Annotated in this window: 19 protein-coding genes and 1 pseudogene; 14 read left to right on the forward strand and 6 right to left on the reverse strand. The window is 71.8% G+C overall.

The annotated features are described in order from the left end of the window. Nucleotides 1–635 precede the first annotated feature (635 nt). The 10 genes from MF672_RS30820 (at nucleotide 636) to MF672_RS52255 (ending at nucleotide 12796) form a co-directional block, all read left to right on the forward strand. A complete protein-coding gene (locus MF672_RS30820) occupies nucleotides 636–3215 on the forward strand; it encodes a LuxR C-terminal-related transcriptional regulator (RefSeq protein WP_242370987.1) in 2580 nt (859 codons plus the stop codon). A 199-nt stretch (nucleotides 3216–3414) separates the two neighbouring features. Next, nucleotides 3415–3906 (forward strand): YflT domain-containing protein, encoded by a 492-nt coding sequence (locus MF672_RS30825; RefSeq protein WP_242370988.1) that lies wholly within the window; start codon nucleotides 3415–3417, stop codon nucleotides 3904–3906. A gap of 33 nt (nucleotides 3907–3939) precedes the next feature. Continuing rightward, nucleotides 3940–5835 carry a molecular chaperone DnaK gene (dnaK, locus tag MF672_RS30830; RefSeq protein ID WP_242370989.1) on the forward strand — a complete coding sequence of 632 codons (1896 nt, stop codon included), beginning with the start codon at nucleotides 3940–3942 and terminating at the stop codon, nucleotides 5833–5835. 1 nt (nucleotide 5836) lies between these two features. Then, nucleotides 5837–6373: a nucleotide exchange factor GrpE gene (locus tag MF672_RS30835; protein WP_242370990.1), complete on the forward strand. Its 537-nt coding sequence runs from the start codon at nucleotides 5837–5839 to the stop codon at nucleotides 6371–6373. Next, on the forward strand, nucleotides 6373–7332 hold the full coding sequence (locus MF672_RS30840) for a DnaJ C-terminal domain-containing protein (protein ID WP_242370992.1): 960 nt from the start codon (nucleotides 6373–6375) through the stop codon (nucleotides 7330–7332). The genes MF672_RS30835 and MF672_RS30840 overlap by 1 nt, the downstream gene beginning before the upstream one ends. After that, nucleotides 7329–7622 (forward strand): chaperone modulator CbpM, encoded by a 294-nt coding sequence (locus tag MF672_RS30845; RefSeq protein WP_242370994.1) that lies wholly within the window; start codon nucleotides 7329–7331, stop codon nucleotides 7620–7622. The genes MF672_RS30840 and MF672_RS30845 overlap by 4 nt, the downstream gene beginning before the upstream one ends. Before the next feature lie 24 nt (nucleotides 7623–7646). Continuing rightward, nucleotides 7647–10250 carry an ATP-dependent chaperone ClpB gene (clpB, locus tag MF672_RS30850; RefSeq protein ID WP_242371212.1) on the forward strand — a complete coding sequence of 868 codons (2604 nt, stop codon included), beginning with the start codon at nucleotides 7647–7649 and terminating at the stop codon, nucleotides 10248–10250. A gap of 1 nt (nucleotide 10251) precedes the next feature. Continuing rightward, the gene (gene trxA / locus MF672_RS30855) at nucleotides 10252–10680 is read left to right on the forward strand and encodes a thioredoxin (RefSeq protein WP_242370995.1); all 429 of its coding nucleotides are present in this window, start codon (nucleotides 10252–10254) and stop codon (nucleotides 10678–10680) included. Further along, nucleotides 10677–12341, forward strand: a complete 1665-nt coding sequence (locus MF672_RS30860; protein ID WP_242370997.1) for an FAD-dependent oxidoreductase — start codon at nucleotides 10677–10679, stop codon at nucleotides 12339–12341. The genes trxA and MF672_RS30860 overlap by 4 nt, the downstream gene beginning before the upstream one ends. A 5-nt stretch (nucleotides 12342–12346) precedes the next feature. Further along, nucleotides 12347–12796 carry a DUF1931 family protein gene (locus MF672_RS52255; protein WP_407654807.1) on the forward strand — a complete coding sequence of 150 codons (450 nt, stop codon included), beginning with the start codon at nucleotides 12347–12349 and terminating at the stop codon, nucleotides 12794–12796. Nucleotides 12797–13548: 752 nt separating this feature from the next. Here the strand turns inward: MF672_RS52255 and MF672_RS52260 are convergent. Next, a pseudogene (locus tag MF672_RS52260) lies at nucleotides 13549–14427 on the reverse strand (sensor histidine kinase); the annotation flags it as partial. 332 nt (nucleotides 14428–14759) lie between these two features. Between MF672_RS52260 and MF672_RS30870 the strand changes: the two are divergent. Then, entirely contained in the window at nucleotides 14760–15626 is an 867-nt protein-coding gene (locus MF672_RS30870) for an SCO6745 family protein (protein WP_242371001.1), read from the forward strand. 59 nt (nucleotides 15627–15685) lie between these two features. Here the strand turns inward: MF672_RS30870 and MF672_RS52520 are convergent, their stop codons facing one another. After that, nucleotides 15686–15907, reverse strand: coding sequence for a hypothetical protein (locus tag MF672_RS52520; RefSeq protein ID WP_242371003.1), 222 nt, complete (start codon nucleotides 15905–15907; stop codon nucleotides 15686–15688). A gap of 211 nt (nucleotides 15908–16118) precedes the next feature. Next, nucleotides 16119–17345 (reverse strand): PP2C family protein-serine/threonine phosphatase, encoded by a 1227-nt coding sequence (locus MF672_RS30880; RefSeq protein WP_242371005.1) that lies wholly within the window; start codon nucleotides 17343–17345, stop codon nucleotides 16119–16121. A gap of 376 nt (nucleotides 17346–17721) precedes the next feature. On the opposite strand from MF672_RS30880, the gene MF672_RS30885 reads away from it, so the two are divergent. Continuing rightward, nucleotides 17722–18555, forward strand: coding sequence for an aldo/keto reductase (locus MF672_RS30885; protein WP_242371006.1), 834 nt, complete (start codon nucleotides 17722–17724; stop codon nucleotides 18553–18555). A gap of 6 nt (nucleotides 18556–18561) precedes the next feature. On the opposite strand, the gene MF672_RS30890 is transcribed toward MF672_RS30885, so the two are convergent. Next, nucleotides 18562–19245, reverse strand: a complete 684-nt coding sequence (locus MF672_RS30890; protein ID WP_242371008.1) for a TMEM175 family protein — start codon at nucleotides 19243–19245, stop codon at nucleotides 18562–18564. Nucleotides 19246–20102: 857 nt separating this feature from the next. Beyond that, nucleotides 20103–21527 (reverse strand): MocR-like pyridoxine biosynthesis transcription factor PdxR, encoded by a 1425-nt coding sequence (gene pdxR / locus MF672_RS30895; protein WP_242371009.1) that lies wholly within the window; start codon nucleotides 21525–21527, stop codon nucleotides 20103–20105. A 122-nt stretch (nucleotides 21528–21649) separates the two neighbouring features. Here pdxR and MF672_RS30900 point away from each other — a divergent pair, with 122 nt between their 5' ends. Both MF672_RS30900 and MF672_RS30905 read left to right on the forward strand, forming a co-directional pair. Next, nucleotides 21650–22036 carry a carboxymuconolactone decarboxylase family protein gene (locus MF672_RS30900; RefSeq protein ID WP_242371010.1) on the forward strand — a complete coding sequence of 129 codons (387 nt, stop codon included), beginning with the start codon at nucleotides 21650–21652 and terminating at the stop codon, nucleotides 22034–22036. Nucleotides 22037–22123: 87 nt separating this feature from the next. Beyond that, complete coding sequence (locus MF672_RS30905; RefSeq protein WP_242371011.1) at nucleotides 22124–23317, forward strand: MFS transporter; 1194 nt, start codon at nucleotides 22124–22126, stop codon at nucleotides 23315–23317. 263 nt (nucleotides 23318–23580) lie between these two features. On the opposite strand, the gene MF672_RS30910 is transcribed toward MF672_RS30905, so the two are convergent. Further along, nucleotides 23581–24066 (reverse strand): P-loop nucleotide/nucleoside kinase family protein, encoded by a 486-nt coding sequence (locus tag MF672_RS30910; RefSeq protein WP_302893386.1) that lies wholly within the window; start codon nucleotides 24064–24066, stop codon nucleotides 23581–23583. Nucleotides 24067–24183 lie beyond the last annotated feature (117 nt).

A 24183-nucleotide genomic window follows, 5' to 3' on the forward strand; every position in this document is an offset into this window, starting at 1 on the left:
TTGGGCCTGGTGGCGCGGGTGGTGGTCAGGAGTTGGACGGTGGGTGGCCCAGCGTGGCGGATGCCTTTGTCGCTTGGGCGTCGTTCGCGGTAGCTGCTGCGTCGGGTGCGTTCGATGGAGCGAGGGTAGGTGCGGTGGCGGCGGTGCAGTAACAGGCGGCGAGCTGCTGCGCGGTCGCGACGGAGCACCGCCCTGACCCGGCGGTACCGTGCGGACCGGCTGTTCCGGCTGGCCGTGGCGGGCCTGAGCCCGCAAGGCTGAGAAGCCTGCTCTCCGAAAGACCGTCCCTCGTCCTGCCTGCTCGATGCGAGCCGTCAGGCGGCGAAGCGGCGGCGGGCGAACTCGAGTGGCCGATGGCCTCCTCCGCCGGCCCACGGCATGGCTCCCTATGGCTGCCAGAGGCCGACGTGACCGCGGCGACGCTGACGTACGACCTGGGGGAGAGCGTTGTCAAGACAGGGAGGTTCCACAGGGACCAACGTGGGACGTTCACCCACCTGGGCCTGGGCGGCCTCGGTGAGGCGGGCGCGAGTCGCATCCTCGGCCGGGCAGTCGTTCCCCGTCAGGAGCGAAAAAAGTTCCCTGGCTTGGGATTTCCCGCTCCCTGTCGTGGCAGGCGCTCCGCTGGAGGAATGATGCGGGGACGCGATCGGGAATGGCGTCACGTCGAGGGCCTGCTGCGGAAGTTGCGGCGAGGTGGCGGCGGGACGCTGCTGGTGGACGGCGAGCCGGGGTCGGGGAAGAGCCTGCTGCTCGCCGAAGCCGTCGCGGAGGCGTCCGGGCGTGGGATCGGGGTCGTGCACGGCAGGGTGGAGGAGCTGGGCGAGCTCGCTCCGTGCGGCATGTTGCTGGAGGCCCTCGGCCTGCGGCCCGAGCCGGGAGGCGGCGACGGCTCCGCCCGCTCCGGTCCGCCGGTCCTGGAGCGGTTGCGGTCGGGTTTCGAGCGGCTGGCCACGGTGCCGGTGCTGGCCGCGTTCGACGACCTGCAACGGGCGGACCCGGCGACGCTGAGGATGGTGCACGTACTGCACGACCTCCTGGCCGGCCGGCCCATCAGCTGGCTGATGTTCCGCTCGACCGCGCCGAACACGTGCCAGGCCGTGTCGCTGTTCGACATCCTGGAGCGGGAGGGGGCCGACAGGGTGACGCTCGCGCCACTGTCACCGGCCGCGGTCGTGGCGCTGACCGAGGACACCCTCGGGAGGGCGTCCGATCCGGCGACGCGGGCGCTGGCGGTGAGGACCGGCGGCAATCCGCTGCTGATCACCGAGCTGTTCGCGGGACTGCGCGACGAAGGGCTGCTGCGGGACGCGGCGCGAGCCGGCGCGCCCGGCCGGCTGCGGATCGTGGTGCGGGGCTGGATCGACACCCTGAGCACGGAGGCCAGGAGCCTGGTGGTGACGATCGCCGTGCTCGGCCGCTCGTTGTCGCTGGAGCACGCCGCGTCGCTGCTCGACACCACGCCGGCCGCGCTGCTCCCGGTCACGGAGGAGGCCACGGCCGCGGGCATCCTGATCGTGACCGAGCACGGCCTGGTCTTCCGTCACGAACTGGTCGCGGACATCGTCGTCGCGGGCACCCCTCCGTCGGTGCGGCAGGCCCTGCTCGACCAGTCCGGCGTTCTCATGGGCTCCGAGAGGGTGGGGCCGGCTCGCGTGCTCACCGGCCCGGCCTCTGTCGCCATTGACGCGGCGATCGCCAGCGGGCGGCTTCACGAGGCCGAGAAGATGGTGCGGAGCGGCCTGGCCCAGCACGGCTCCGTGTACGGCTCGGCGGAGCTCCGCTGCCTGCTGGCGGACACGATGTACCTGACGGGCAGGGGAGACGAGGCGATCCACGAGGCCGAGACGGTGCTGGCGGTCCGGGGTCTGCCTGGTCACGTACGCGAGCGGGCGACCCTGGTCCGGCTGTACGCCACGGCGCTCCTGAGGGACGACGGCACCGCGCGGGCGTACGCGCAGGAGATCATCGACGGGAAGGACCGCTACGGACACGCGGCCAGGAGCGCCGCGCTGGTCGCCCTGGCCACCGCGGAGCGGCACGAGGGCAGGCTCTCCGGCGCGCTTGCCCTGGCGGAGAGCGCCGGCCGGCCGGCCGGGGCCGGCTCTCCGGAGGAACACCGGTACGAGGCCTGCCTGATCGCGGCCGGCGTGCTCGTCGACGTCCACCGGCTGGACGAGGCGCGGGCGATGCTGCGCCAGGCGCGTAAGGACATGTTCGGCCACGGTCATCTGGCCTGGGCCGCGGACGCCTCGGCGCTGGAGGCCCGCCTGGAGCTGCTCGCGGGCCGTTTCGACGAGGCGGTCACCGAGGCGCGGCGCGCCCTGGACCTGGCCGGCGCACTCAACACGCCGCTGTCGGCCGCGGCGGCCTGCGCGGTGCTCGCCGCCGTCGCGCTGCGGCGCGGCGACCTGCGGGGAGCAGCGCATCATCTCGGGGAACAGCCCGGGGGAGCGGCCGAGGCCCGCTTGCGGCACGCCCTGCTGGCCGCGCAGGTCACGGAGGCCCGCGACGGGCCGCGCAGTGCGATGAGCCTGCTCGCCGGCCTGCCCCGCCCGCTGCTGCTCACCCTCGAACCCGCGGCCGGCCCGTGGATGGCCCGGGTCGCCCTGGGCGCGGGCGACCGGGCGGCGGCCGGGTCCGTGGTCGCCGCCGCGGAGGCGCTCGGCGGGGCCAACCAGGAGTTTCCTGCGCTGGGCGCCGCCGCGGCGCATGCCAGGGGCCTGCTCGACAGGGACGGCGACGCCCTCGCCCTGGCCGCCGGGCGGGCCGAGGACGTGTGGGCGCGGGCCTCCGCCGAGGAGGACCTCGGCAAGGTGCTCGCCGGGGCAGGCCGGCGCGTGGAGGCCGCGGAGAGCCTGGAGCGCGCCCTGCACACGTACGACGAGATCGGCTCAGTGAGGGACGCCGCGCGTATCCGCCGGACCTTGCGCGGCATGGGGGTACGCCACCGGCACTGGAGCTACGCCGAACGCCCGGTCTCCGGCTGGGACAGCCTGACCGAGACCGAGCACGCTGTCTCGTTGCTCGCGGCGGACGGCCGGACCAATCCCCAGATCGCCGAACAGATGTTCATCAGCGTGCATACGGTCGCGTTCCACCTGAAACAGGTTTTCCGCAAGCTGAGCATCAGGTCCCGGGTCGAGCTCGCGCGGCTCGCGGCGGAGCGGACACGGGAGGGCTTCGATCCGCCGCGCGGTGGAGGCCACGCCTGAGCCACGGGGCCACGGGGCCACGGGGCCACGGGGCCACGGGGCCATGGGGGCCACGGCGATGACTACCCACTTGGGGGATGTGGCCGCGAAAAGCGTGCGCAAGGCTCGAATGTGGACGTTCGCGACATGTCGAAGGCGCAGGCCACCGAGTCCGCATCGAGGTCTCGAGGGTCTCAGCCCGAGGAGCAGAGGAGGAGCCGTGTCCATCGCGCCGTCTGGCCCCATCATGACCAACCGCGAGCTCATCGGAAGTTACGGCAGCTACGAGGAGGCGCAGAAGGTCGTTGACTACCTGTCCGATCACGGGTTCACCGTGGGCGGGACGCTCATCGTCGGCACCGGCCTGCACTCGCTGGAGCGGGTCATCGCGCGCATGACCCATCTGCGGGCGGCCGCCTGGGGCGCGGCGAGCGGAGCCTGGTTCGGGTTCCTCATCGGCCTGTTCCTGGCGATCTTCACCACCACTGTCGCGGCCGGGCTGCCCCTGCTGTTGTGGGGGCTGCTGTGGGGTGCGGTGGCAGGAGCGGTCTTCGGCCTGATCTCGCACGTGATGCTGCGCGGTCAGCGGGACTTCATCTCAGAAACCGCCCTCGTCGCCGACAAGTACGAGGTCCTCGTCGAGTCGGGGCATGCGGCCAAGGCGCATGAACTGCTCCGAGGGATGACCGGATTCCGAGGAATGACCGGTTAGAGCCAGAAAAGCCAGCACGAGGAGAAGCGAGAAATGGCGAAGGCAGTCGGCATCGATCTCGGTACCACCAACTCGGTGATCGCCGCCACGGTGGACGGCCACCCCACGGTGATACCCAACGCCGAAGGCTCCCGGACGACGCCGTCCGTGGTGGCTTTCACCGATCAGGGCGAACGGCTGGTCGGCCAGCTGGCCCGCCGCCAGGCCATACTCAACCCGAAAGGAACGATCTACTCCGCCAAACGCTTCATCGGCCGCCGCTACGACGAGGTCCGGAGCGAGCAGCACGCCGTCTCCTTCGACGTCGTGGAGGGGCCCCAGGGAGCCGTGCGCTTCCAGGTCGGTGACAAGCAGTACGCGCCGGAGGAGGTCTCGGCGCTCGTCCTGCGCAAGCTGGTCGCGGACGCGGCGAAGTACCTCGGCGAGAAGGTGACCGAGGCGGTCATCACCGTTCCCGCGTACTTCAACGACGCCCAGCGCCAGGCGACCAAGGACGCGGGGCGCATCGCGGGGCTCGAGGTCCTGCGGATCATCAACGAGCCGACGGCGGCGGCGCTCGCGTACGGGCTGGACAAGAAGTCCAATGAGACCGTGCTGGTCTTCGACCTGGGCGGCGGCACCTTCGACGTCAGCATCCTGGACATCGGCGAAGGCGTGGTCGAGGTCCGCGCCACCTCCGGGGACGGGCATCTCGGCGGTGACGACTTCGACCGCCGGATCGTCGACCACCTGGCCGACGAGTTCCAGCGGGACCAGGGCATCGACCTGCGCAACGACCCGCAGGCTCTGCAGCGCCTGTTCGAGGCGGCGGAGAAGGCCAAGGTCGAGCTCTCCGAGGTCACCCAGACCACGATCAGCCTGCCGTTCGTCACGGCGGACGCCTCGGGGCCCAAGCACCTCAACACCACGCTCATGCGGTCCACGTTCGAGCAGATCACGGCCGACCTGGTCGAGCGCTGCGTCACTCCCGTTCAGCAGGCGATGCAGGACGCCAAGCTCAGGCCCGCGGACATCGACGAGGTGATTCTCGTCGGGGGGTCGACCAGGATCCCCGCCGTGCAGAATCTCGTGCGCCGCCTGACCGACGGCAAGGACCCCAACATGACGGTGAACCCGGACGAGGTCGTCGCCATCGGCGCGGCGGTGCAGGCCGGGATCATCAAGGGCGAGGTGCAGGACGTCGTCCTGCTCGACGTCACGCCGCTGTCGCTGGGCGTGGAGACCCTCGGCGGCCTGATGACCAAGGTCATCGAGCGCAACACGACGATCCCGGCGCGCCGTACCGAGGTCTTCAGCACGGCCGAGGACAACCAGAACGCCGTCGACATCGTCATCCTGCAAGGGGAGCGGGAGCGCGCCGCCGACAACCGGGTGCTCGGACGCTTCCGGCTGGAGAACATCCGGCCCGCGCCGCGGGGGGTGCCGCAGATCGAGGTCACCTTCGACATCGACGCCAACGGGATACTCAACGTCTCGGCCCGGGACAAGGACACCGGTGCCGAGCAGCGGATCACCATCAGCGAGAGCGCCAACCTGGACAAGTCGGAGATCGAGCGGATGGTCGCCGACGCCGAGCAGCACCGTACGGAGGACCTCAGGCTCCGCGAGGCCGTCGACGCGCGCAACGAGCTGGACTCGGTCGCCTACCAGGTAGAGCGCCGTCTGGAGGAGCTCGGCGACGCCGTGCCCGTGCACGAGAAGGCGCGTGGGGAGCAGCTCGTCCAGGAGGCCAGGCAGGCGATCAAGGAAGAGGTGCCGGTGGAGCGGCTGCGCGAGCTCAGCGGAGAGCTGCAGCAGGTCTATCACGGGCTCGGGGCCGCCGCGGGCGGCGGGCCGAGCGTGCCGCCGCAGAGCAGGACGGAGAACGCCCCCGGCGGCAGCGACGAGGACGTGATCGACGCCGAGTTCACGACCTCGGAGCCCAAGTGACATGAACGAGCACAGATCCGAGACCCAGGACCAGGCCGGCCCGCCCACCACGCGGAGCGGACAGGCGCCCGCGGAGAACGCCGCGCCCGCGGAGACCGACGCGAAGCTGGCCGAGCTGGAGGACCGGTGGCTGCGGGCGGTCGCGGAGCTGGACAACCTGCGCAAGCGCATCGCACGCGACGCCGAGCGGATCAGGGCCGAGGAGCGGTCCAAGGTGGCGGCCGGGTGGTTGCCCGTCCTGGACAACCTGGAGCTCGCGCTGAGCCACGCGGTCGGTGGCGACGGTGGCGGGGACCCGGTGCTTGAAGGGGTGCGAGCGGTACGGGACCAGGCGGTCACCCTGCTCGGCAAGCTCGGCTATCCCCGTCACGACGAGACCGGCGTGCCCTTCGACCCCGCCCGCCACGAGGCGGTGACGACGGTCGGACGGGAAGACGTCGATCCCGGCACCGTGGTGGAGGTCCTCAGACCCGGCTACGGCGACGGCGAGCGGCAGCTCAGGCCGGCCGTCGTGGCCGTCGCGAAGAAGGTGGAGTGATGGCCGAACGCCGGGACTTCTACGAAGTGCTCGGCGTCGACCGGAACGCCGACGCCGACGAGATCCAGCGGGCCTACCGCAAGCTGGTGCGCGCCTACCACCCCGACGTCAACAAGGATCCCGGCGCCGAGGACAGGTTCAAGGAGATCTCGGAGGCCTACAGCGTGCTCTCCGATCCCGGGACGCGTCGCCGCTACGACGCGTTCGGGCACGATTTCCGCCAGGTGCCGCCCGACGTCGATCCCGCGGACTGGGCCCGCGCGCGCAGCCGCGCGGGGGCGGGTGCGCGGGCCGGCGCGGGGGCCGGTGCCGGGGGCGGCCGGTGGCGCTCGGCCGGCGCCGAGGGCTTCGGCGCGGACGAGGGCATCGACCTGGAGGACCTGCTCGGCGGCATGTTCGGGGGCCGGGGCCGACGGCAGTGGGGGCCGGTGCCCGGCGCCGACCAGGAGGCGGAGCTGACGCTGACGGTGGAGGAGGCGTACCACGGCGGACGCCGCAGCATCACGCTGCCCGGAGGCAGGCGGCTGGACGTCACGATCCCGCCCGGTGTCACGAACGGGCAGCGGATCAGGCTCGCGGGCCAGGGCGGGCACGGCAGTGAGGGAGCCCAGCCGGGCGACCTCCACCTGATCGTGCGGATCGCCGACCATCCCCGCTACCGCGTGGAGGGCCGCGACATCTACGCGCCGCTGCCCCTGACTCCCTGGGAGGCGGCCCTCGGCGCCACGGTCGCCGTCGACACGCCGGGCGGCGAGGCGAAGGTGAAGGTGCCGCCGGGCACATCCACGGGCCGCCGCCTGCGACTGAAAGGCCGGGGCATGCCCCGGCCGCGCGGGGCCGCGGGCGACTTCTACGCCGAGTCCCGGATCATGGTGCCGCCCAGGCTCTCCGACGAGGAGCGGCGCCTGTTCGAGCAGCTCGCCGCCGTCTCGCACTTCGACCCCAGGAGGCGCCCATGAGCTACGCGCTCGTTCGCGAGGTCCGGCTCGACCTGGACGCCTACGCGCGGGTCACGGGCCTGCACCCGCAGGTCGTGCGCCGGCTGGTGGCGCTCGGCCTGCTGGAGCCGGCCAGGAACGCCAGGGGAGAGCTGTGCTTCATGCCCGCCCAGGTGGCGGCGGCGGCCCGCATCCAGCGGTTGCACGAAGGACTGTCCATCAACTACGCCGCGATCGGCGTGGTGATCGACCTCCTCGACCGGATCGGGGAGCTGGAGGCCGCCCTGCACGACCTCCCACGACCACGCTAGGGGGCTGGAGTGGACCCGAACAGGATGACGCAGAAGTCGCAGGAAGCCCTGCACGACGCGCAGACCAAAGCCTTGCGCTTCGGCCATACCGAGGTCGACGGCGAACACCTCCTGCTGGCCCTGCTCGACCAGCCAGAAGGGCTGGCGCCCAGGCTGCTGGAGCAGGCCGGCGCCGATCCGCCGCGCCTGCGCGCCGACCTGGAGGACGAGCTGTCGCGGCGGCCCAAGGTCAGCGGCCCGGGCGCCGCGCCCGGCCAGGTGTTCCTCACCCAGCGCCTGTCGCGGCTGCTCGACGCGGCCGACCGGGAGGCACGCCGGCTCAAGGACGAGTACGTCTCCGTCGAGCACCTGCTGCTGGCCCTCATCGAGGAGGGACCCACGACGGCGTCCGGACGTCTCCTGCACGGCCATGGCCTGACCAGGGATCGGTTCCTGGAGGCCCTCACCGCCGTGCGGGGCAATCAGCGCGTCACCTCGGCCATGCCGGAGGTGGCCTACGAGGCGCTGGAGAAGTACGGGCGCGACTTGGTCGCCGACGCCCGGGCGGACAAGCTCGATCCGGTGATCGGCCGGGACGGGGAGATCCGGCGGGTGATCCAGATCCTCTCCCGCAAGACCAAGAACAACCCGGTGCTGATCGGCGATCCCGGAGTCGGCAAGACGGCGGTCGTCGAGGGGCTGGCCCAGCGCATCGTCCGCGGCGACGTCCCGGAGGGACTGCGCGACAAGACCGTCTTCAGCCTGGACATGGGCGCGCTCGTGGCCGGCGCCAAGTACCGCGGGGAGTTCGAGGAACGTCTCAAGGCCGTGCTGAACGAGGTGAAGGCGGCGGAGGGACGCATCCTGCTGTTCGTGGACGAGCTCCACACGGTGGTCGGAGCCGGGGCGACCGAGGGCGCCATGGACGCCGGCAACATGCTCAAGCCGATGCTGGCCCGCGGCGAGCTGCACATGATCGGCGCGACCACCGTGGAGGAATACCGCAAGCACATCGAGAAGGACGCCGCCCTGGAGCGCAGGTTCCAGCCGGTGCTGATCGAGGAGCCCTCGATCGAGGACACCATCTCGATCCTGCGCGGCCTGCGGGAACGCCTGGAGGTCTTCCACGGCGTGAAGATCCAGGACAGCGCGCTCGTCGCCGCCGTCACGCTGAGCCACCGCTACATCGCCGACCGGTTCCTGCCGGACAAGGCGATCGACCTGGTGGACGAGGCGTGCGCGATGATCCGGACGGAGATCGACTCCATGCCGGCCGAGCTGGACGCCCTGACCAGGCGGGTACGGCGGCTGGAGATCGAGGAGGCCGCGCTGGACAAGGAGGACGACCCGGCCGGCCGGGAGCGTCTCGCCGAGCTGCGCGAGGAACTGGCGGCCACGCGGGCCGAAGCCGAAGCGATGCGGGCTCAGTGGGAGGCCGAGCGCTCGGCCCTGCGCAAGGTCCAGAGCCTGCGACAGGAGATTGAGGCCGTGCGGCGTGAAGCCGAGCAGGCCGAACGCGACTACGACCTCAACCGGGCCGCCGAGCTGCGCCACGGCAAGCTGCCCGAGCTGGAGCGCCGGCTGCACGCCGAGGAGGAGCGGCTGGGCTCCCGGCAGAGCGGTCACCGGCTGCTGCGCGAGGTGGTGACCGAGAGGGAGATCGCGGACATCGTCTCCCGCTGGACCGGCATCCCGGTGGCCCGGCTGCAGGAGGCCGAACGGGACAAGCTGCTCAAGCTCGACCAGATCCTGCACGAGCGCGTCGTCGGACAGGAGGAGGCCGTGCGGCTGGTGGCCGACGCCATCATCCGCGCCCGCTCGGGCATCAAGGACCCCAGACGCCCCATCGGGTCGTTCCTCTTCCTCGGGCCGACCGGCGTCGGCAAGACCGAGCTGGCCAGGTCCCTCGCGGAGGCCCTGTTCGACACCGAGGACAACATGGTCCGCATCGACATGAGCGAGTACCAGGAACGCCACACGGTCAGCCGCCTCGTCGGCGCCCCTCCCGGCTACGTCGGCTACGAGGAGGGCGGGCAGCTCACGGAGGCGGTGCGGCGCAAGCCGTACTCGGTGGTGCTCTTCGACGAGATCGAGAAGGCCCACGCGGACGTCTTCAACACGCTGCTGCAGGTCCTGGACGACGGCCGGCTGACCGACGCGCAGGGCCGCACCGTCGACTTCCGCAACACCGTGATCATCATGACCTCGAACATCGGCTCCCAGCACCTGCTCGACGGGATCACCACCGACGGCGAGATCAAGCCCGAGGCCCACGACGGCGTGATGGCGGAGCTGCGCCGGCACTTCCGGCCCGAGTTCCTCAACAGGATCGACGACGTCGTGCTGTTCAAGCCGCTGACCGAGGCGGAGATCGAGCGGATCGTCGACCTGATGTTCACCGACATCCGGCAGCGGCTGGCCGACCGGCGGCTCACCCTGGAGGTCACCGAGGAGGCCCGCAAGCTCATCGCCAACCAGGGATACGACCCGGTCTACGGCGCCCGGCCGCTGCGCCGGTTCATCGCTCGCGAGGTCGAGACCAGGATCGGCCGGGCCCTGCTCGCCGGAGACGTCCCCGACGGCTCGACCGTCGTCGTCGGCGCCGACAAGGGCGAGCTGAACGTCACCTTCTACCCCCCGGGGGGCTGAGATGCGCACCGTGCGCTGCGCCCACTGCGGAAGACCGAACCGGGTTCCTGACGCCGCCTCGGGGACGCCCCGCTGCGGCAACTGCCACCAGCCGCTGCCGTGGATCACCGACGCCGGCGACGACACCTTCGCGGAGGTCGCCGAACGGGCCGGCCTGCCGGTGCTCGTCGACTTCTGGGCGGAATGGTGTGGACCGTGCCGGATGGTCACGCCCGCGCTCGAACAAGTCGCCCAGGAGATGGCGGGACGGGTGAAACTCGTGAAGGTCGACGTGGACCGGTCCCCGGCCCTCTCGCAGCGCTTCACGATCACCGGCATTCCGGCGCTCATGATGCTCAACGAGGGCCGCGTCGTGGCGCAACGCGTCGGCGCGGCCCCGGCGCCCCAGCTACGCGAATGGGTCGAGGACACGCTGAGGACGCCGTCATGACGCGGTCGCCGGCCACCCTGCCCGAGACGCCGGACCTGTACGGGGCCTACCCCCGGCTGGACGAGCGGCGCATCGCGGACCTGTCGCGGCACGGCGAGCGCAGGTCCGTGTCCCCCGGCGAGATCCTCTACCGGGAGGGCGAGCCCGCCGGCGAGTTCATCGTGATCCTGCGCGGCAAGGCGGCCACGGTCGAGGGATACGGCAGCGCGGAGGAGCGCACGATCGCCGTCCACGGCCCCGGACGTTTCCTCGGCGAGCTGGGCCTGCTCACCCGCCAGGTCGGGTTCCTGACCGCGGTCGTGCGGGAGGCCGGTGAGATCCTGGCCGTCGGGGCCGATCAGGTGTGCACGCTGGTGGCCGGTGACCCGGAGTTCGGGGACCTCGTCCTGCGGGCCTACCTGACCCGCCGTACCCTGCTGATCGGCATGGACGCCGGTTTCCGTATCATCGGCTCCCGCTACTCGCCCGACGCCCGCCGGCTGCGCGAGTTCGCCGCCCGTAACAGGCTTCCGCACCGGTGGATCGACCTGGAGGAGGACGAGGAGGCGGAGGCGCTGCTGCGCCGGCTCGGCATCCCCCCGTGGGAGACGCCGGTCGTGATCTGGCACGGGGACCAGGTGCTGCGCAACCCGACCACCGCCACGCTGGCCAAGGCCATCGGCCTGCCCGCGCCGCGGTCCGGCGACGACGTGTGCGATCTGATCGTCGTGGGCGCGGGGCCCGCCGGCCTGGCCGCGAGCGTGTACGGGGCCTCGGAGGGCCTGGCCACGGTCGTGCTCGACGCCGTCGCCGCGGGCGGCCAGGCGAGCACCTCCTCCCGCATCGAGAACTATCTCGGCTTCCCGTCGGGCATCTCCGGCGCCGAGCTCGCCGAACGCGCTGTCATCCAGGCGGACAAGTTCGGCGCCCGGCTGACCGTACCGGCCGAGGCGAGCGGGCTGGAGTCCGACGACGGCCACTACCGCGTGCTCATCGAGGGCGGGCCCAGCGTGCGGGGCCACGCCGTGCTCATCGCCACCGGCGCTCGCTACCGCAAGCTCGACGTTCCCGGCCTGGAGAAGTACGAAGGCTGCGGCGTCTACTACGCGGCGACGCCGTTCGAGCTGCGCATGTGCCGGCAGGCGCCGGTGGTGATCGTCGGCGGCGGCAACTCCGCGGGCCAGGCGGCACTCTACCTGTCGAGGAACGCCTCGTCAGTGCGCATGCTCGTCCGCGGCGGCGATCTCGGCGAGAGCATGTCCCGCTACCTCATCGACGCGATCGGCCGTACGCCCGGCATCGAGATCATGTTCCACACCGAGGTCCGCGAACTGCTCGGGGACGGCTCCCTGCGGGCCGTCCGCGCCCAGAACAACCAGACGAAGGAGCCCATCGAGATCGAGACCGACGCGCTGTTCGTGTTCATCGGCGCGGATCCGCACACCGGCTGGCTGGCGGGCGCCGTCGCGCTGGACGACCGGGGCTTCGTCACCACGGGCACCGGCTCGTCGCACGGGGAGGCCCTTCCCCTGGAGACCGGGCGGCCGGGCGTGTTCGCCGTGGGGGACGTCCGCAGCGGGTCGGTCAAACGGGTCGCGTCCGCGGTCGGGGAGGGCGCCATGGCCATACGCCTGCTGTACGAAAGATTTTCCAGGACAGGGCATCGACAGCAAGGAAGGTGATCCACATGTCAGTGATCGCGATTTCCAGGTTCGAGCACTTCTTCCGCACCGTCGCCGGACTGGACGTGGACAAGTCCGACCTCAGGCGATACAGCGACTTCATCAACCGGAAGCTCCACGACATGCTCGTCGTCGCCGAGGCCGCCGCGAAGTCGAACGGGCGCGACATCATCCAGCCCTGGGACCTGCCCATCACCAAGGGGCTGCAGGAGAGCATGCACGACTTCCAGGACCTGGATGAGGAACTGGACCTGGCATCGATCCTGGCGGACCTCACGGCACTGCCTCCGCTGGACCTGTCGCTCAGCGACGAGGCCGAGGCCCGGCTTCCGGTCGTGGCGGGCGGGCTCTCCGTGGCGCTCGCCAGGACGATGAGAGCCGTCGAGCCTGACCACAGGAATCCGGCGAGCAGGGAGTGGACCCGCACGATCCGGGTCTTCGACCTGCTGCTGTGATCAGGTCCGGCGTCGCTGGTGCCGGCTGTGTCCGAGGAAGGAGGACGCCATGCGTCACGGCACCGGGATCCAGACCGCCGTCCTGGTCGCGCTGTCGGCGATGCACGCGCAGCCGGCCGCCCCCGGTGACTGGCCCGAGCTGCACCAGATGGTCCGCGAACTGGCGGAAGAAGCGCGCCGGCCCATGCCCCGGCTGTACGTTTCGCCGGTCCTGCATGGTCACCTGTTTGGCCTACATGGCCGGGTTCTTCGGCGGGGGAGACGGTTCCGCGGCGGAGGCATCGGGAGGCTCTTCTCCACCCACCCACCCGCCGATCGCCGACCGCATCGCACGGCTGGAGGCCATGGCCGGGTACCGCCGCTGATCCGGGCTCACGGCCAGGTGCCGCGTCCTCGCGCTGCCCGGGGGGGCGATCAGGCAGGCTCCCGCGGCGTGCCGGACGCTTCATGAGCGGCGATGGTGGCCAGGAAGCAGGCGCCGGTGGCGGAGTCGCAGATGACCACACCATGAGCTGCGCGTGCTCGTCCTGGCGGTTGAGGATGACGGTCACGGTGGATGCGGCGTGCCGTTCGGCGTTGTCGAGCAGGTTGTTCAGCAGCCGCACCAGGGACATGCGGTCGCCGGTGACCATGATGCCGTCCTGCACATCGGACTCCAGGCGCTTGACGCGGCCGCGGCCGGCGCGTTCGCCGGACACCAGCCGGCTCAGCTCGACGGGTTCGGCGGGCACCTGCGCGCCCATGTCCAGGCGTGACAGCACCAGCAGGTCGGCGACGATGGCCTGCAGCCGTTGCAGACCGCCCATGAGGGTGCGGGCAGTGGCGGGCCAGTCGGTCCCGCCCCCGTCCATCATGGCTTCCTCCAGTTGCACCTGCATGCCGGTGATCGGGTTGCGCAGGTCGTGGGAGGCGTCGGAGGTGAACCGCCGCTCGCGCTGGAAGGCGGTCTCGAGCAGGTGCAGGGTCTGGTTGACGATCGTGGCCAGGCCCCACGTCTGGTCGTGGCAGGCGGGGACCGGCACGCGGCGGCTCAGGTCGGTCGCGGTGATCTCCGTCAGCTCCCGGCAGACGCCCTCGACGGGCAGCAGCGCCCGGTACACCACCAGATAGGCGCCGCCCGCCACGAACGAGACCCAGGCCAGCGAGATCGCCGCGACCAGCACGGCCAGAGCCTGGCTGACGTACCAGGCGGGGGCGGGCCGGAACCCATAGGCGAGCAGGTCGCCGCCGCCCGCGGGCACCCACAACGCTGCGACGACCATGCAGCCCTTCGCGTCCGCGATGTCGCAGACGACGTGATCCTCGCCGTCGGAGCGGGCCGGCGGGACGAAGGAGGCCATCCGCGGCCGGCCGGCCAGCGACCGGGTCGAGGCCACCACGTGTCCCGCGGGGTCGACCACCTGCACGCCGGTGTCCCCGATGGAGGTGACGACGGCGGGTACCGGTTCGTGGGCGTAGGCGTGCACCAGGTGCAGGACCGCGGTGTAGGCGTCGCGGACCTGACGTTCGGCCGCGACGGCGTAGGAGTAGCGCGGGAAGATGCCGACCGTGACCGCGCACAGGACGGCGCCGATCAGCGCGGCCAGCGCGGCCATCCTGGCCTGGATCGGCCAGTCGCGTCCGACGGCCATCAGGGGAATCCACGGTTACTGCCGGCCGATGACGCAGGGCCGGCGGACCCGCCGGGTGCGTGGGCCCCGTGCTGTCGGGTCGTCTTCCTCGCCACCCGGACCTGCGCCGTGCGCCCGCCCATACCCTCTCCTCACGCGTCGATCCATGCCCCCTCGGCGCATTTCCCCAGGTCAAGGCGTGATCACTCACGTGCCGGCCGGATTCGCGGTGCGGTCTCGCAGGGCCTCGCGCAGCGTGTCGGCGCCCGCGGTCACGTCGGGGGCAGTGACGGCATCGCCGCCCGCTGCCGCACCAGTAGACGCGCTACCAACCGGTCGGTATCTTCGCCCGCATGACGTGGGAACGCCGCACTTGGCGGACGCTGGAGCCCCTGCACGGCATGATCTACTTCTCGCCGCAGGCGGAGGCCGCCTACCGCAAGCTCGGGCTGACGGGACGGATGGGGTACTTCGCATCCCGGGCGGCCGCGTTCGGCCCGGTTCCGGCTGAGGCGGTGGTCGCCACCTTCTACAACTTCAATCCGCGACTGGTACGTCAGGCGCTACCGGCCGCATGGCACATCGCCGCCCCGGCCGACATCCTGGACGCCCGGCTGAACGCGGCCGACACGACCTTGCGCCAGGTGCTCGGCGACGTGGTCGACTCGCCGCAGATGTCCCGAGCGGCGGGGCTGGCGCGGGAGGCGGCCGAAGCGGTCTCGGGCGAGCTGGGCGGCCGGCCGCTGTACGCCGCGCACACCGCACTGCCCTGGCCCGCCGAGCCGCACCTGGTGCTCTGGCATGCCGCGACCCTGCTGCGCGAGTATCGCGGCGACGGCCACCTGGCCGCCCTGCTGACCGCCGGGCTCAGCGGGATCGAAGCCCTCGTCTCCCACGCCGCCACCGGCGCCGTCCCGGCCGAGACGCTCCGGGTCACCCGCGGCTGGACCAAGACCGACTGGGCGGCCGCCGTGAGCAGGCTGCGGGAGCGCGGCTGGCTCAGCGACGGTTCGTTGACCGAGCGGGGCCGCGGGGAACGCGAGGCGATCGAACAGGCGACCGACCGGATGAGCACGGCCCCCTATGCCGCGCTCGGCGACGACCGCTGTCAGGAGCTGTGCTCTCTGGTACGCCCCTGGAGCAAACGACTGGGAGCCGAGCTGATGTCCTGGGCCGCGGCCCGCACCCCCGAGGGTCTCCGAACGCCGCGAACGGGCTGATCGTCCCGCCGGGCCGGAGGGCCGCCTGGTCCATGCCCGCCACGCCGAACGCGAGGTCGTCACGGCCGTCGCCGTCGAAGTCCCCGAACGCCGCCGACGACCCCCGTGGCCTGCTCGCCATCGTCCGCCTGGTGGACGAGCACGTCGGTCCGGATGAAGGGGCGGTACAGCACCGGCAGCTTCGCCTCCTCGACGCGCGACAGCACCACGCCGGCGCCGAGCGTGGACGCCCCCGCCCCACTCGTGTCCGGCAGGCCGCGCAGCTCCTGTAGGGTGCTCACCCGGCGCCTCCAGCATCGGCGTCCTCATGGCATCAGGGGACGACACCGCACGCATCACCGGCCCCCTTCCGGCGAGCACGAGCGGCCCCGGAATCGACTCCTGCAACGCCGAAACCGAGTCGTTCTGCGAGAACTGGCCTGTTCCCCCGGCCGGGCCGCGCGTGCGGTCCGGGCTTCGAGGCCGCACTGCCCTGACCTCCCGGGGGCCGTGTCAAAGGACAGGGGTGGCGGCCGGGTGCTCGTGGCTCGGTTGCCATTCCAGCAGCACGATCGAGGCGTCGTCGGTGAGCCGCTGGTCGTGGTGGGCGAGGATGGCGTGGATCAGGCGGCGCAACGCCTCGTAGGCGGGCTCGCCTGCGGCGGTGGCGCGAATGAGGAAGTCGGCGAAGTTGTCCAGGCCGAACCGCTGGCCGGAGGCGGAGCGGGCGTCGGTGACGCCGTCGGTGTAAAGCAGGATGCGGTCGCCGGGTTCGAGCCGGTGGCTGTGCACGGGCGGGCCGTCGCCGCCGCTCAGCTCGCCCAGGCCCAGGGGCGGCATGGTGGGCCGCTCCAGGGCGTCCGGCATCAGGCGCTGGTCGCGGATCAGCAGCGGGGCGGGATGCCCGCAGTTGGTCCAGGTCAGCTCGCCGCTACGCAGCTCGATGCGGGCGAAGACGGCCGTGCAGTAGCGGTCGGGGAAAGTGTCGGCGATGGTGCGGTCCACCAGCTTGGTCAGCTCGGACAGGTCGGCGTCGGCCCTGCGGGAGTTGCGGCAGCCCGCCATCGCCACCGACGAGATCAGCCCGGCCAGCAGGTCGTGGCCCATGGCGTCCAGGATGGTGGCGTGCAGGACGCCGTCGATGAGGGTGTGGTCGAAGGCATCGCCGCCGACGTCGTAGGCGGGCTCCAGCACGGCGCAGGAGGTGGTGTACGGCGCTTTGAGCGTGCGCGGCGGCAGGAACGCCCACACCATCTCGGCGGCCAGGCTCATCGGCTGGATGCGCTGGAGGCGTTCGAAGCTGTCGCTGCGGGCGTTCTTGGTCAGCACGATCAGGGTGAGCAGCGCCGCCAGCGAGCGGCCGAAGCGCAGGGTCGGCGCGTCGAGCGCGCCGCATTCCAGGCGCAGGACGCCGATGCGCTCGACGCCGTCGTGAAGGGGCAGCCAGACCAACAGTCCCTGGCCTTCGCACTCCGACACGCGGATGGAGGTGCTGCGGTAGGCCCAGCCGGGCAGGCTGTCGTCGATCGCGTAGCGCCGCTGCTCGTGGGTCTTGGCGTCGGACACCGCGATCAGCACGTCCTGCTGCAGGTCGGTGAGGAAGATCGTGGCGTCGCGGATGCCCATCGAGGCGGCGGCCCGCCGGACCAGCTCCGTGAGCTCCGCGGGCCCCGCCCGCTCGGCCAGGTGCATGAGCGCGTCCAGCGCGCGCCGCCCGTCCAAGCCGATCTCGTCGGTCATCACGGCATCATCCCCCCGTCGTGCCGTTCCCCGGGCTGGATGTACCCGCGCCGGTGACCGGCTACCTACCGCCCCTCGCCGGATACACGTTGCGTACACAAGCGCCGATGGTTGCTCGGTCGCAGCGGGACGGCCTTCCCTGTTGCCTCGTGCCCGGCCTGTTTTCGCGTCGAGCTCTCTTCGAATCGGCGTGCCTCGGACGAGCCGGGCACATCGATGGCGACATTTGACCAGAGACGGGACCTATGCCCTGAATTCGAGGGAATGCCTTGAGCTGGGCCCGCCTCACCCGCGGGCGCCTGGCGAACTCATCAGGGAGCAGCATGAGAACACTGGTCCGCAACGGTGTCAGGAGCCGGCGAGGAGGAGAAGTCGCATGACGGCCATCCGCACCGTCGCGCTGCCGTCGGGCGTCCTGGTCCCGGCACTCGGCCAGGGGACCTGGTACATGGGCGAGGATCCCGCACGCCGTGGCGAGGAGATGGACGCGCTGCGAACCGGCCTGGACCTCGGCCTGACCCTGATCGACACCGCCGAGATGTACGGCGGCGGCAGCGCCGAAAGCCTGGTCGGCGCGGCGATCTCGGGCCGCCGGGACGAGGTCTTCCTGGTCAGCAAGGTTCTGCCGAGCCACGCCGACCATGACGGGGTGCGGGCCGCCTGCCATGCGAGCCTGCGCCGGCTCGGCACCGACCGCATCGACCTCTACCTGCTGCACTGGCCGGGACGTGTGCCGCTGGCGGAGACCGTAGCGGGATTCGACTCCCTCGTGGGCGACGGGGCGATCGGCTCGTGGGGGGTCAGCAACTTCGACGTCGACGACCTGGCCGCGCTTCCCGCCGGGACGACCCCCCAGACCGATCAGATCCTCTACAACCTCAGCCGCCGCGGGCCCGAGGTGGATCTGCTGCCCGAGTGCCGGCGGCGCTCGATGCCCGTCATGGCGTACTCGCCCATCGAGCAGGGACGCCTGCTCGGCTCCGCCGCGCTGCGCGAGGTCGCGGCCGCCCACCGCGCGACGCCTGCGCAGGTGGCGCTCGCCTGGGTCCTGCGCGACGACTCGGTGATCGCCATCCCCAAAGCCGCCACCCGTGACCACGTCCAGGAGAACGCGGCGGCCCTGGACCTGCGGCTGACGGCCGACGACCTCGCGGCGCTGGACCGCGCCTTCCCCGCGCCCGACCACAAGGTGCCGCTCGAGATGCTGTGATCACCCTCATCTCCCCGATGTCGGGGGGCGATGCGCGGCCCGGTGGATGAGGGGCACCTGGTGCAGACCGGCGCTGGTGAGGGCGTAGAACACCGGCAGCACCACGAAGATCACCAGGCCGGCGAGCGGTGCGACCAGGTACCCGATGAGGCCTGCGGCGGCATAGAGGATGACTCCGACGAGTGCCCGCATCCGCTCGGCGGGGAAGTGCCGTTCACTCACCTCCTCCGAGAGCAGGTCTGCGCGCCGAGCCAGGTAGTGGAAGAACGCCAGCCAGCTCGCGCACAGCAGTGCGCCGATCAGCGCGTAGAAGGCGACGGCCACGCGTTGGTCCTGCAGGTCGTGCTCCTGCAGCGCGTGCGAGACGACCGCGGTCGGGAACGGCAGCAGCGCGGTGGTGAACAGGACGTACAGGTTCACCCAGTGCAGGCCCCGATCACTCTCCCTGATGCGATTGAACGCGCCCTTGTGGTTCAGCCAGACGATGGCCACGTAGGTGTAGGAGGCGAGATAGGCGGCGTAACTCGGCCACTGCTCCAGTAGCCCCGACAGCAGGCGACCGGGCGGTACGTCCGGCACCCGGAGGTCCAGCACGAGCAGCGTGATGACGATGGCGAAGACCGCGTCGCTGAACGCTACGGCTCGGGTGGTGTCCGACCGGGTGCCGATATCGTCGGATGGCCTGCTCATGGCCGGTCGCTACCCGCCGACGCCCACGATAACCGGCCCCGCACATCCGAACCGGCCGTCTTCTCCCGAACGTGACCCCACCCACGAAGCCGAGGACGGCACCAACACCCAACCCTGTCGGCCCGTTTCCGGCACGCCTCCGTGCGCTCCCTGGAGCGCTACGTCCGGCTTGGCGTCGATGCCGTGGCGGCCAACGTCGCCGACGGCGACTCGCCGCGCCGCCGGAAGCGGGGCACCACCGCATGAGCTCCGGCGCGTTCCGCTACCGCTAGTTTCTGCGGATTTCCTCCTCGACCGTCCTCCAGGGCCTACCCGGAGGTCTCTCTGCCGTTCAAGTCCGGTTCGGGCAGAAAGGACTCCCCAGTGCGCCAAGCGAACGCGCCCGTCGTCTCCGCTCCCCCGGATGGAGGCGCGGGTATCACCGCGGACCTGGTGGGCCGGCCGGTCGCGGCCCAGTTCCCCCAGTGGGGGACCTTCCGATCGCCCCCGGGCCCGTGGACGGTCCGTCTGCCGACGGCCGAGGGCTACGTGCCCGCCGTGGAGAAGGAAGCCTCTGGCTACCACGGTTGGCGCCGCATCTGCCGGTCGCCGTCCCGCCGATCCGGCCACCGGCGAGCCCGGCGAAGGCTACCCCTGCCCCTGGTCGGTACGCGGCTGGCTGCGGGGCGAGACCGCCCAAGGTCATGATGCGACGCCTCCACCGCGCCGCCCGACCGCGACGGCCGGGCCAGGCCGGGGCGAGCGTCTTCTCCACGGTACGCAAGCCCAAAGAAGCGCGACGGATCGCCGCGTGCACCTCGACCTCGGCCTTGGCTGCGCATGATCTGACCGGGGAAGACCGCGCTACGACCGGGGCGTCATCTGGGGCGGGCCTCATCGACCCCGGTGTCACCGGGGGCCGGCAGGGCCAGGCATAGGGCGTCCAGCGCGGCGGCGAACGCGTGCTCGGCTGGTGTGCCGTACCCGACGACCAGGCCGTCGCGGGCCGGCATGGCGCTGTCGGGATGCCGGTAGGGACTCAGGCCGTCCAGCGCGAGGCCGAGGCGGCGGGCGGCGCGCAGGGCGGCCTCCTCCGTACCGGGAGGAAGGTCGAGCACGGCGTGCAGGCCCGCGGCGATGCCGCTGACGGTGATGTGCGGGGCGCGCTCGGCCAGCGTGGCCGTGAGCAGGCTCCGGCGGCGCCGGTAGATCGCGCGCATCCGGCGCAGCTGGCGGTCGTAGGCGCCGCAGCCGATGAAGTCGGCCAGGGTGAGCTGGTCGGTGACGCCCGACCAGAACTCGCGCGAACCTTTGGCGGCGAGCACGTCGTCCACCAGCCGGGTGGGCAGCGCCATCCAGCCGAGCCGCAGCGACGGTGACAGGCTCTTGCTGGTGGAGCCGAAGTAGACGACGCGGTCCGGGTCGAGGCCCTGCACGGCGCCGACCGGTTCGCGGTCGTAGCGGAACTCGCCGTCGTAGTCGTCCTCCAGCACCAGGCCGCCCGTGGCGCGGGCCCAGTCGATGACCGCGGCCCGCCGCCGGGGGTGCAGGGCGCCTCCGGTCGGATACTGGTGCGCCGGCGTCAGCAGGACCGCCCGCGCGTCCGTGGCGGGCAGGTCCTCGATCCGGGCGCCGTGGGCGTCCACGGTGAGCGGGACGGTCCTCAGCCCTGCTTCGGCCAGCACAGAGCGGTGGAAGGCGAGCCCGTAGGCCTCGACGGCGACCGGGCCGCGCAGGACCTGGCACAGCAACCGCAGCCCGTGCGCGTACCCCGAGCAGATCACGAGATGCTCCGCCGTGGTGCGTACGCCTCTGGTGCGCGCCAGGTAGTCCACCAGCGCCTGACGCACCTCGGGCCGGCCGCGGGGGTCGCCGACGCCGAAGGCGTCGCTGGGCGCGGCGACCAGCGCCCGCCGGGCCGAGGTGGCCCAGGCGGAGCGGGGGAAGGCGGCGGCGTCGGGTGAACTGGGCATCAGATCGTGGGCGATCCGCGGGCGGGACGGACGCGCGGGAGCTCGCCGCGGGTCCGGCTCCACCGGCGCGGCGCGGTGCGCGACCTCGGTACCCGAGCCCTGACGTGCGGTGAGCCAGCCTTCCTCGACGAGCTCGGCGTAGGCGGCGGCCACCGTGTTGCGGGCGACGCCCAGGTCCAGGGCGAGGGCGCGGTAGGGCGGCAGCCGGGTGCCGGGCGCCAGCCGTCCCGACCGGATGGCCTCGCGCAGAGCCCGCATCAGCCGTACGCGGGCGCCGCCACTGCCGGTGAGCTCCAGATGCAGGTCGCTGCCGCTCACGAATTGGCCCAAGAAAGAGTCATTGGAATGCACCATATCGTGGGCCGATCACGCTCCTAGCGTGGTGGCATGACGAACGTTGCCGTTGCCGAACGGATGAACCTGTCGCGTGTCGCTCCCAAGGTCTTAAAGCCGTGCTGGCCCTGGACGCCGTGGCCCGCGAGGGGCTGGACCCGGTGCTGATCGAGCTGGTGCAGATCCGCGCCTCGCAGATCAACCGGTGCGCGTACTGCATCGACTACCACACCGGCGACGCCCGCCGGGCGGGTGAGAGCGAGGCGCGTATCTACCAGCTCAGCGCCTGGCCGGAGTCCAGCCTCTACACCGCGAAGGAGCGCGCCGCTCTGGCGTTGACGGAGGCGGTGACCCTGCTGCCGCAAGGAGTCGAGGACGAGGTGTACGACGAGGCCGCGCGGCACTTCGACGACAAGGAACTGGCCCAGCTCATCGCGCTGATCTTCACGGTCAACGCCTGGAACCGCATGAACGTGACCACACGCAAGACCCCCGGCACCGAGTAGGCCCGCCGATTCCCCCGTCCCTGAGCGGTGGCCGCCTGCGCGCGGCCACCGCCGGCGCCTTGACCACCTCCGGAAAGGCCCCCACCCATGACCGCCATCGACGCCGGGTCGCCGGACGCGGCCCAGGACCCCGCGCCGGTCCGGGGCTGGCTCGCGATCCTCGCCGTCACGCTGGGCATCTTCGCCCTGATGACGTCCGAACTGCTGCCCGTCGGACTGCTCACCCCCATCGGCACCGCCCTCGACCTGACCGAGGGCACCACCGCGCTCATGGTCACCGTGCCCGGACTGGTCGCCGCCGTCGCGGCGCCGCTGGTCACCGTGGCCACCACCCGCATCGACCGCCGCCTGGTGCTGGCCCTGCTGATCGGCATCGTGGGCGCGGCCAACCTCGCCTCCGCCCTCGCCACCAGCTTCGCCGTCGTCCTGCTGGCCCGCTTCTTGATCGGCATCAGCGTCGGCGGCTTCTGGTCCCTGGCCGGCGGCATCGCCCTGCGCCTGGTGCCCGAACGTCACGTGGCCCGCGCCACCGCGGTCGTCTTCGGCGGCGTCGAAACCGCCTCCGTGCTCGGCGTGCCCGCCGGCACCCTGACCGGTGACCTGGCCGGCTGGCGCACCGCGTTCGCCGCCGTCGGCGTGCTCGGCCTGATCTCGCTGGCCTGCATGGTCATCGTGATGCCGAAGGTGGCGCCGCAGCGCACCCTGACGTTCGCGGACCTGCCGCGCGTGCTGCGCACCGGCCGCGCCGTACGCGCCGGCATCGCCATGACCTTCCTGGCCATCACCGGGCACTTCACCGCCTACACCTTCCTGCGGCCCATCCTCCACGACGACGGCGTCGCCGACGGCATGATCAGCGTGCTGCTGCTCGTCTTCGGCGTCGCCGGCGTCTGCGGCAACTTCCTCGCCGGCGCCCTGGTCGCCACACGCCTGCGGCAGACCGTGTGCGGCATCGGACTGCTGCTCGCCGCCGCCATGGCCGCCGTCGCGACCGTCGGCCACGACGTGCCGTCCGCGGCCGCGATCCTGGTCGTCTGGGGGCTGGCGTACGGCGCCGTCCCGGTCACCTTCCAGACCTGGATGCTCAACGCCGCCCCTGCCGCCACCGAGGCCGCGTCCTCCCTGTACGTCTCGACGTTCAACCTGTCGATCGCCCTCGGCGCCTTCGCCGGCGGCCTGGCGGTCGATGCCGCCGGCCCGGTGAGCGTGTTGTGGATCGGCGGCGCCCTGGCCGTTCTGGTGGCGCCGCTCGTCACCGTCGCGGGGCGCCGGCAGCCTTGATCTCGCTGAGCTCATGGCCGTGTGCGAGAACCGCTTCCGGGTGTCCACCGAGCACAATGACCGGGAGAAGCTTCCGCCGCGCCCGGCTCAGGACAGATCGAGCACGGCCTTGCCGTGCAGCCGTCCCTCCACCAAGGCGGACACGACCTCGCCGGCTCGCGTCCAGTCGTCGCGCCACGAGATGCCGGGACCCGAACGGGAACGTCTCCGGCTCGCCCGTGCCGTGGCCGACGGCGACGAGGGTGCCGTGCGGGGCCAGCCGGTCACGTGAAGGACGGCCATCGATCGGCGGCCCACTCCGGCCAGCCCGGCCAGCCAGGAGGCGGACTTCCGATCTCCTGCCCGCCGAGCTCCGCGGCGTCGGGCTCCTCGAACAGGGTCCTCCAGCGCAAGAGGTCCGCCTCGCTCATCGGGAAGGTCTGATCCGGAGCGGCCGACCGGCGATGGGCGATCCGGGCGCGCTGGGTCTCCAGGTCCACCGGCACGTACACGAGGACGCAGGACGCGCCCACGGACTCCGCCAGCCAGCGGACGGCGGACCTCTCGTCACGGGACCAGCATCCGAAATCCAAGGTCACGTCGGTCCCGAGCCTGAGCGTCTCCAGGGCGAGCGAGAGCAGCCGTCCTTCCAGGACATCGCGCTTCCCATCCGCCTCCGGCTCACCGAACAGCGGGATCATCCACTCATCAGGCGTCAGTCGAAGCGCTTTGTGCTCCTTGGCCAGCTGCCGAGCCCTTGTGGTGCTCAGCGCGCCGGGTCACCGGTCGCGGTGGCGCCTTCCTGCCCGGCGACTGGTCCGCCGACCTCGGCGGTCATGAGGTCCCCGGCTGTGCCGAAGTCGTGCCGCCCGCACCCCGCTCACCTC

Source organism: Actinomadura luzonensis (assembly GCF_022664455.2).
Lineage (GTDB): Bacteria > Actinomycetota > Actinomycetes > Streptosporangiales > Streptosporangiaceae > Nonomuraea > Nonomuraea luzonensis.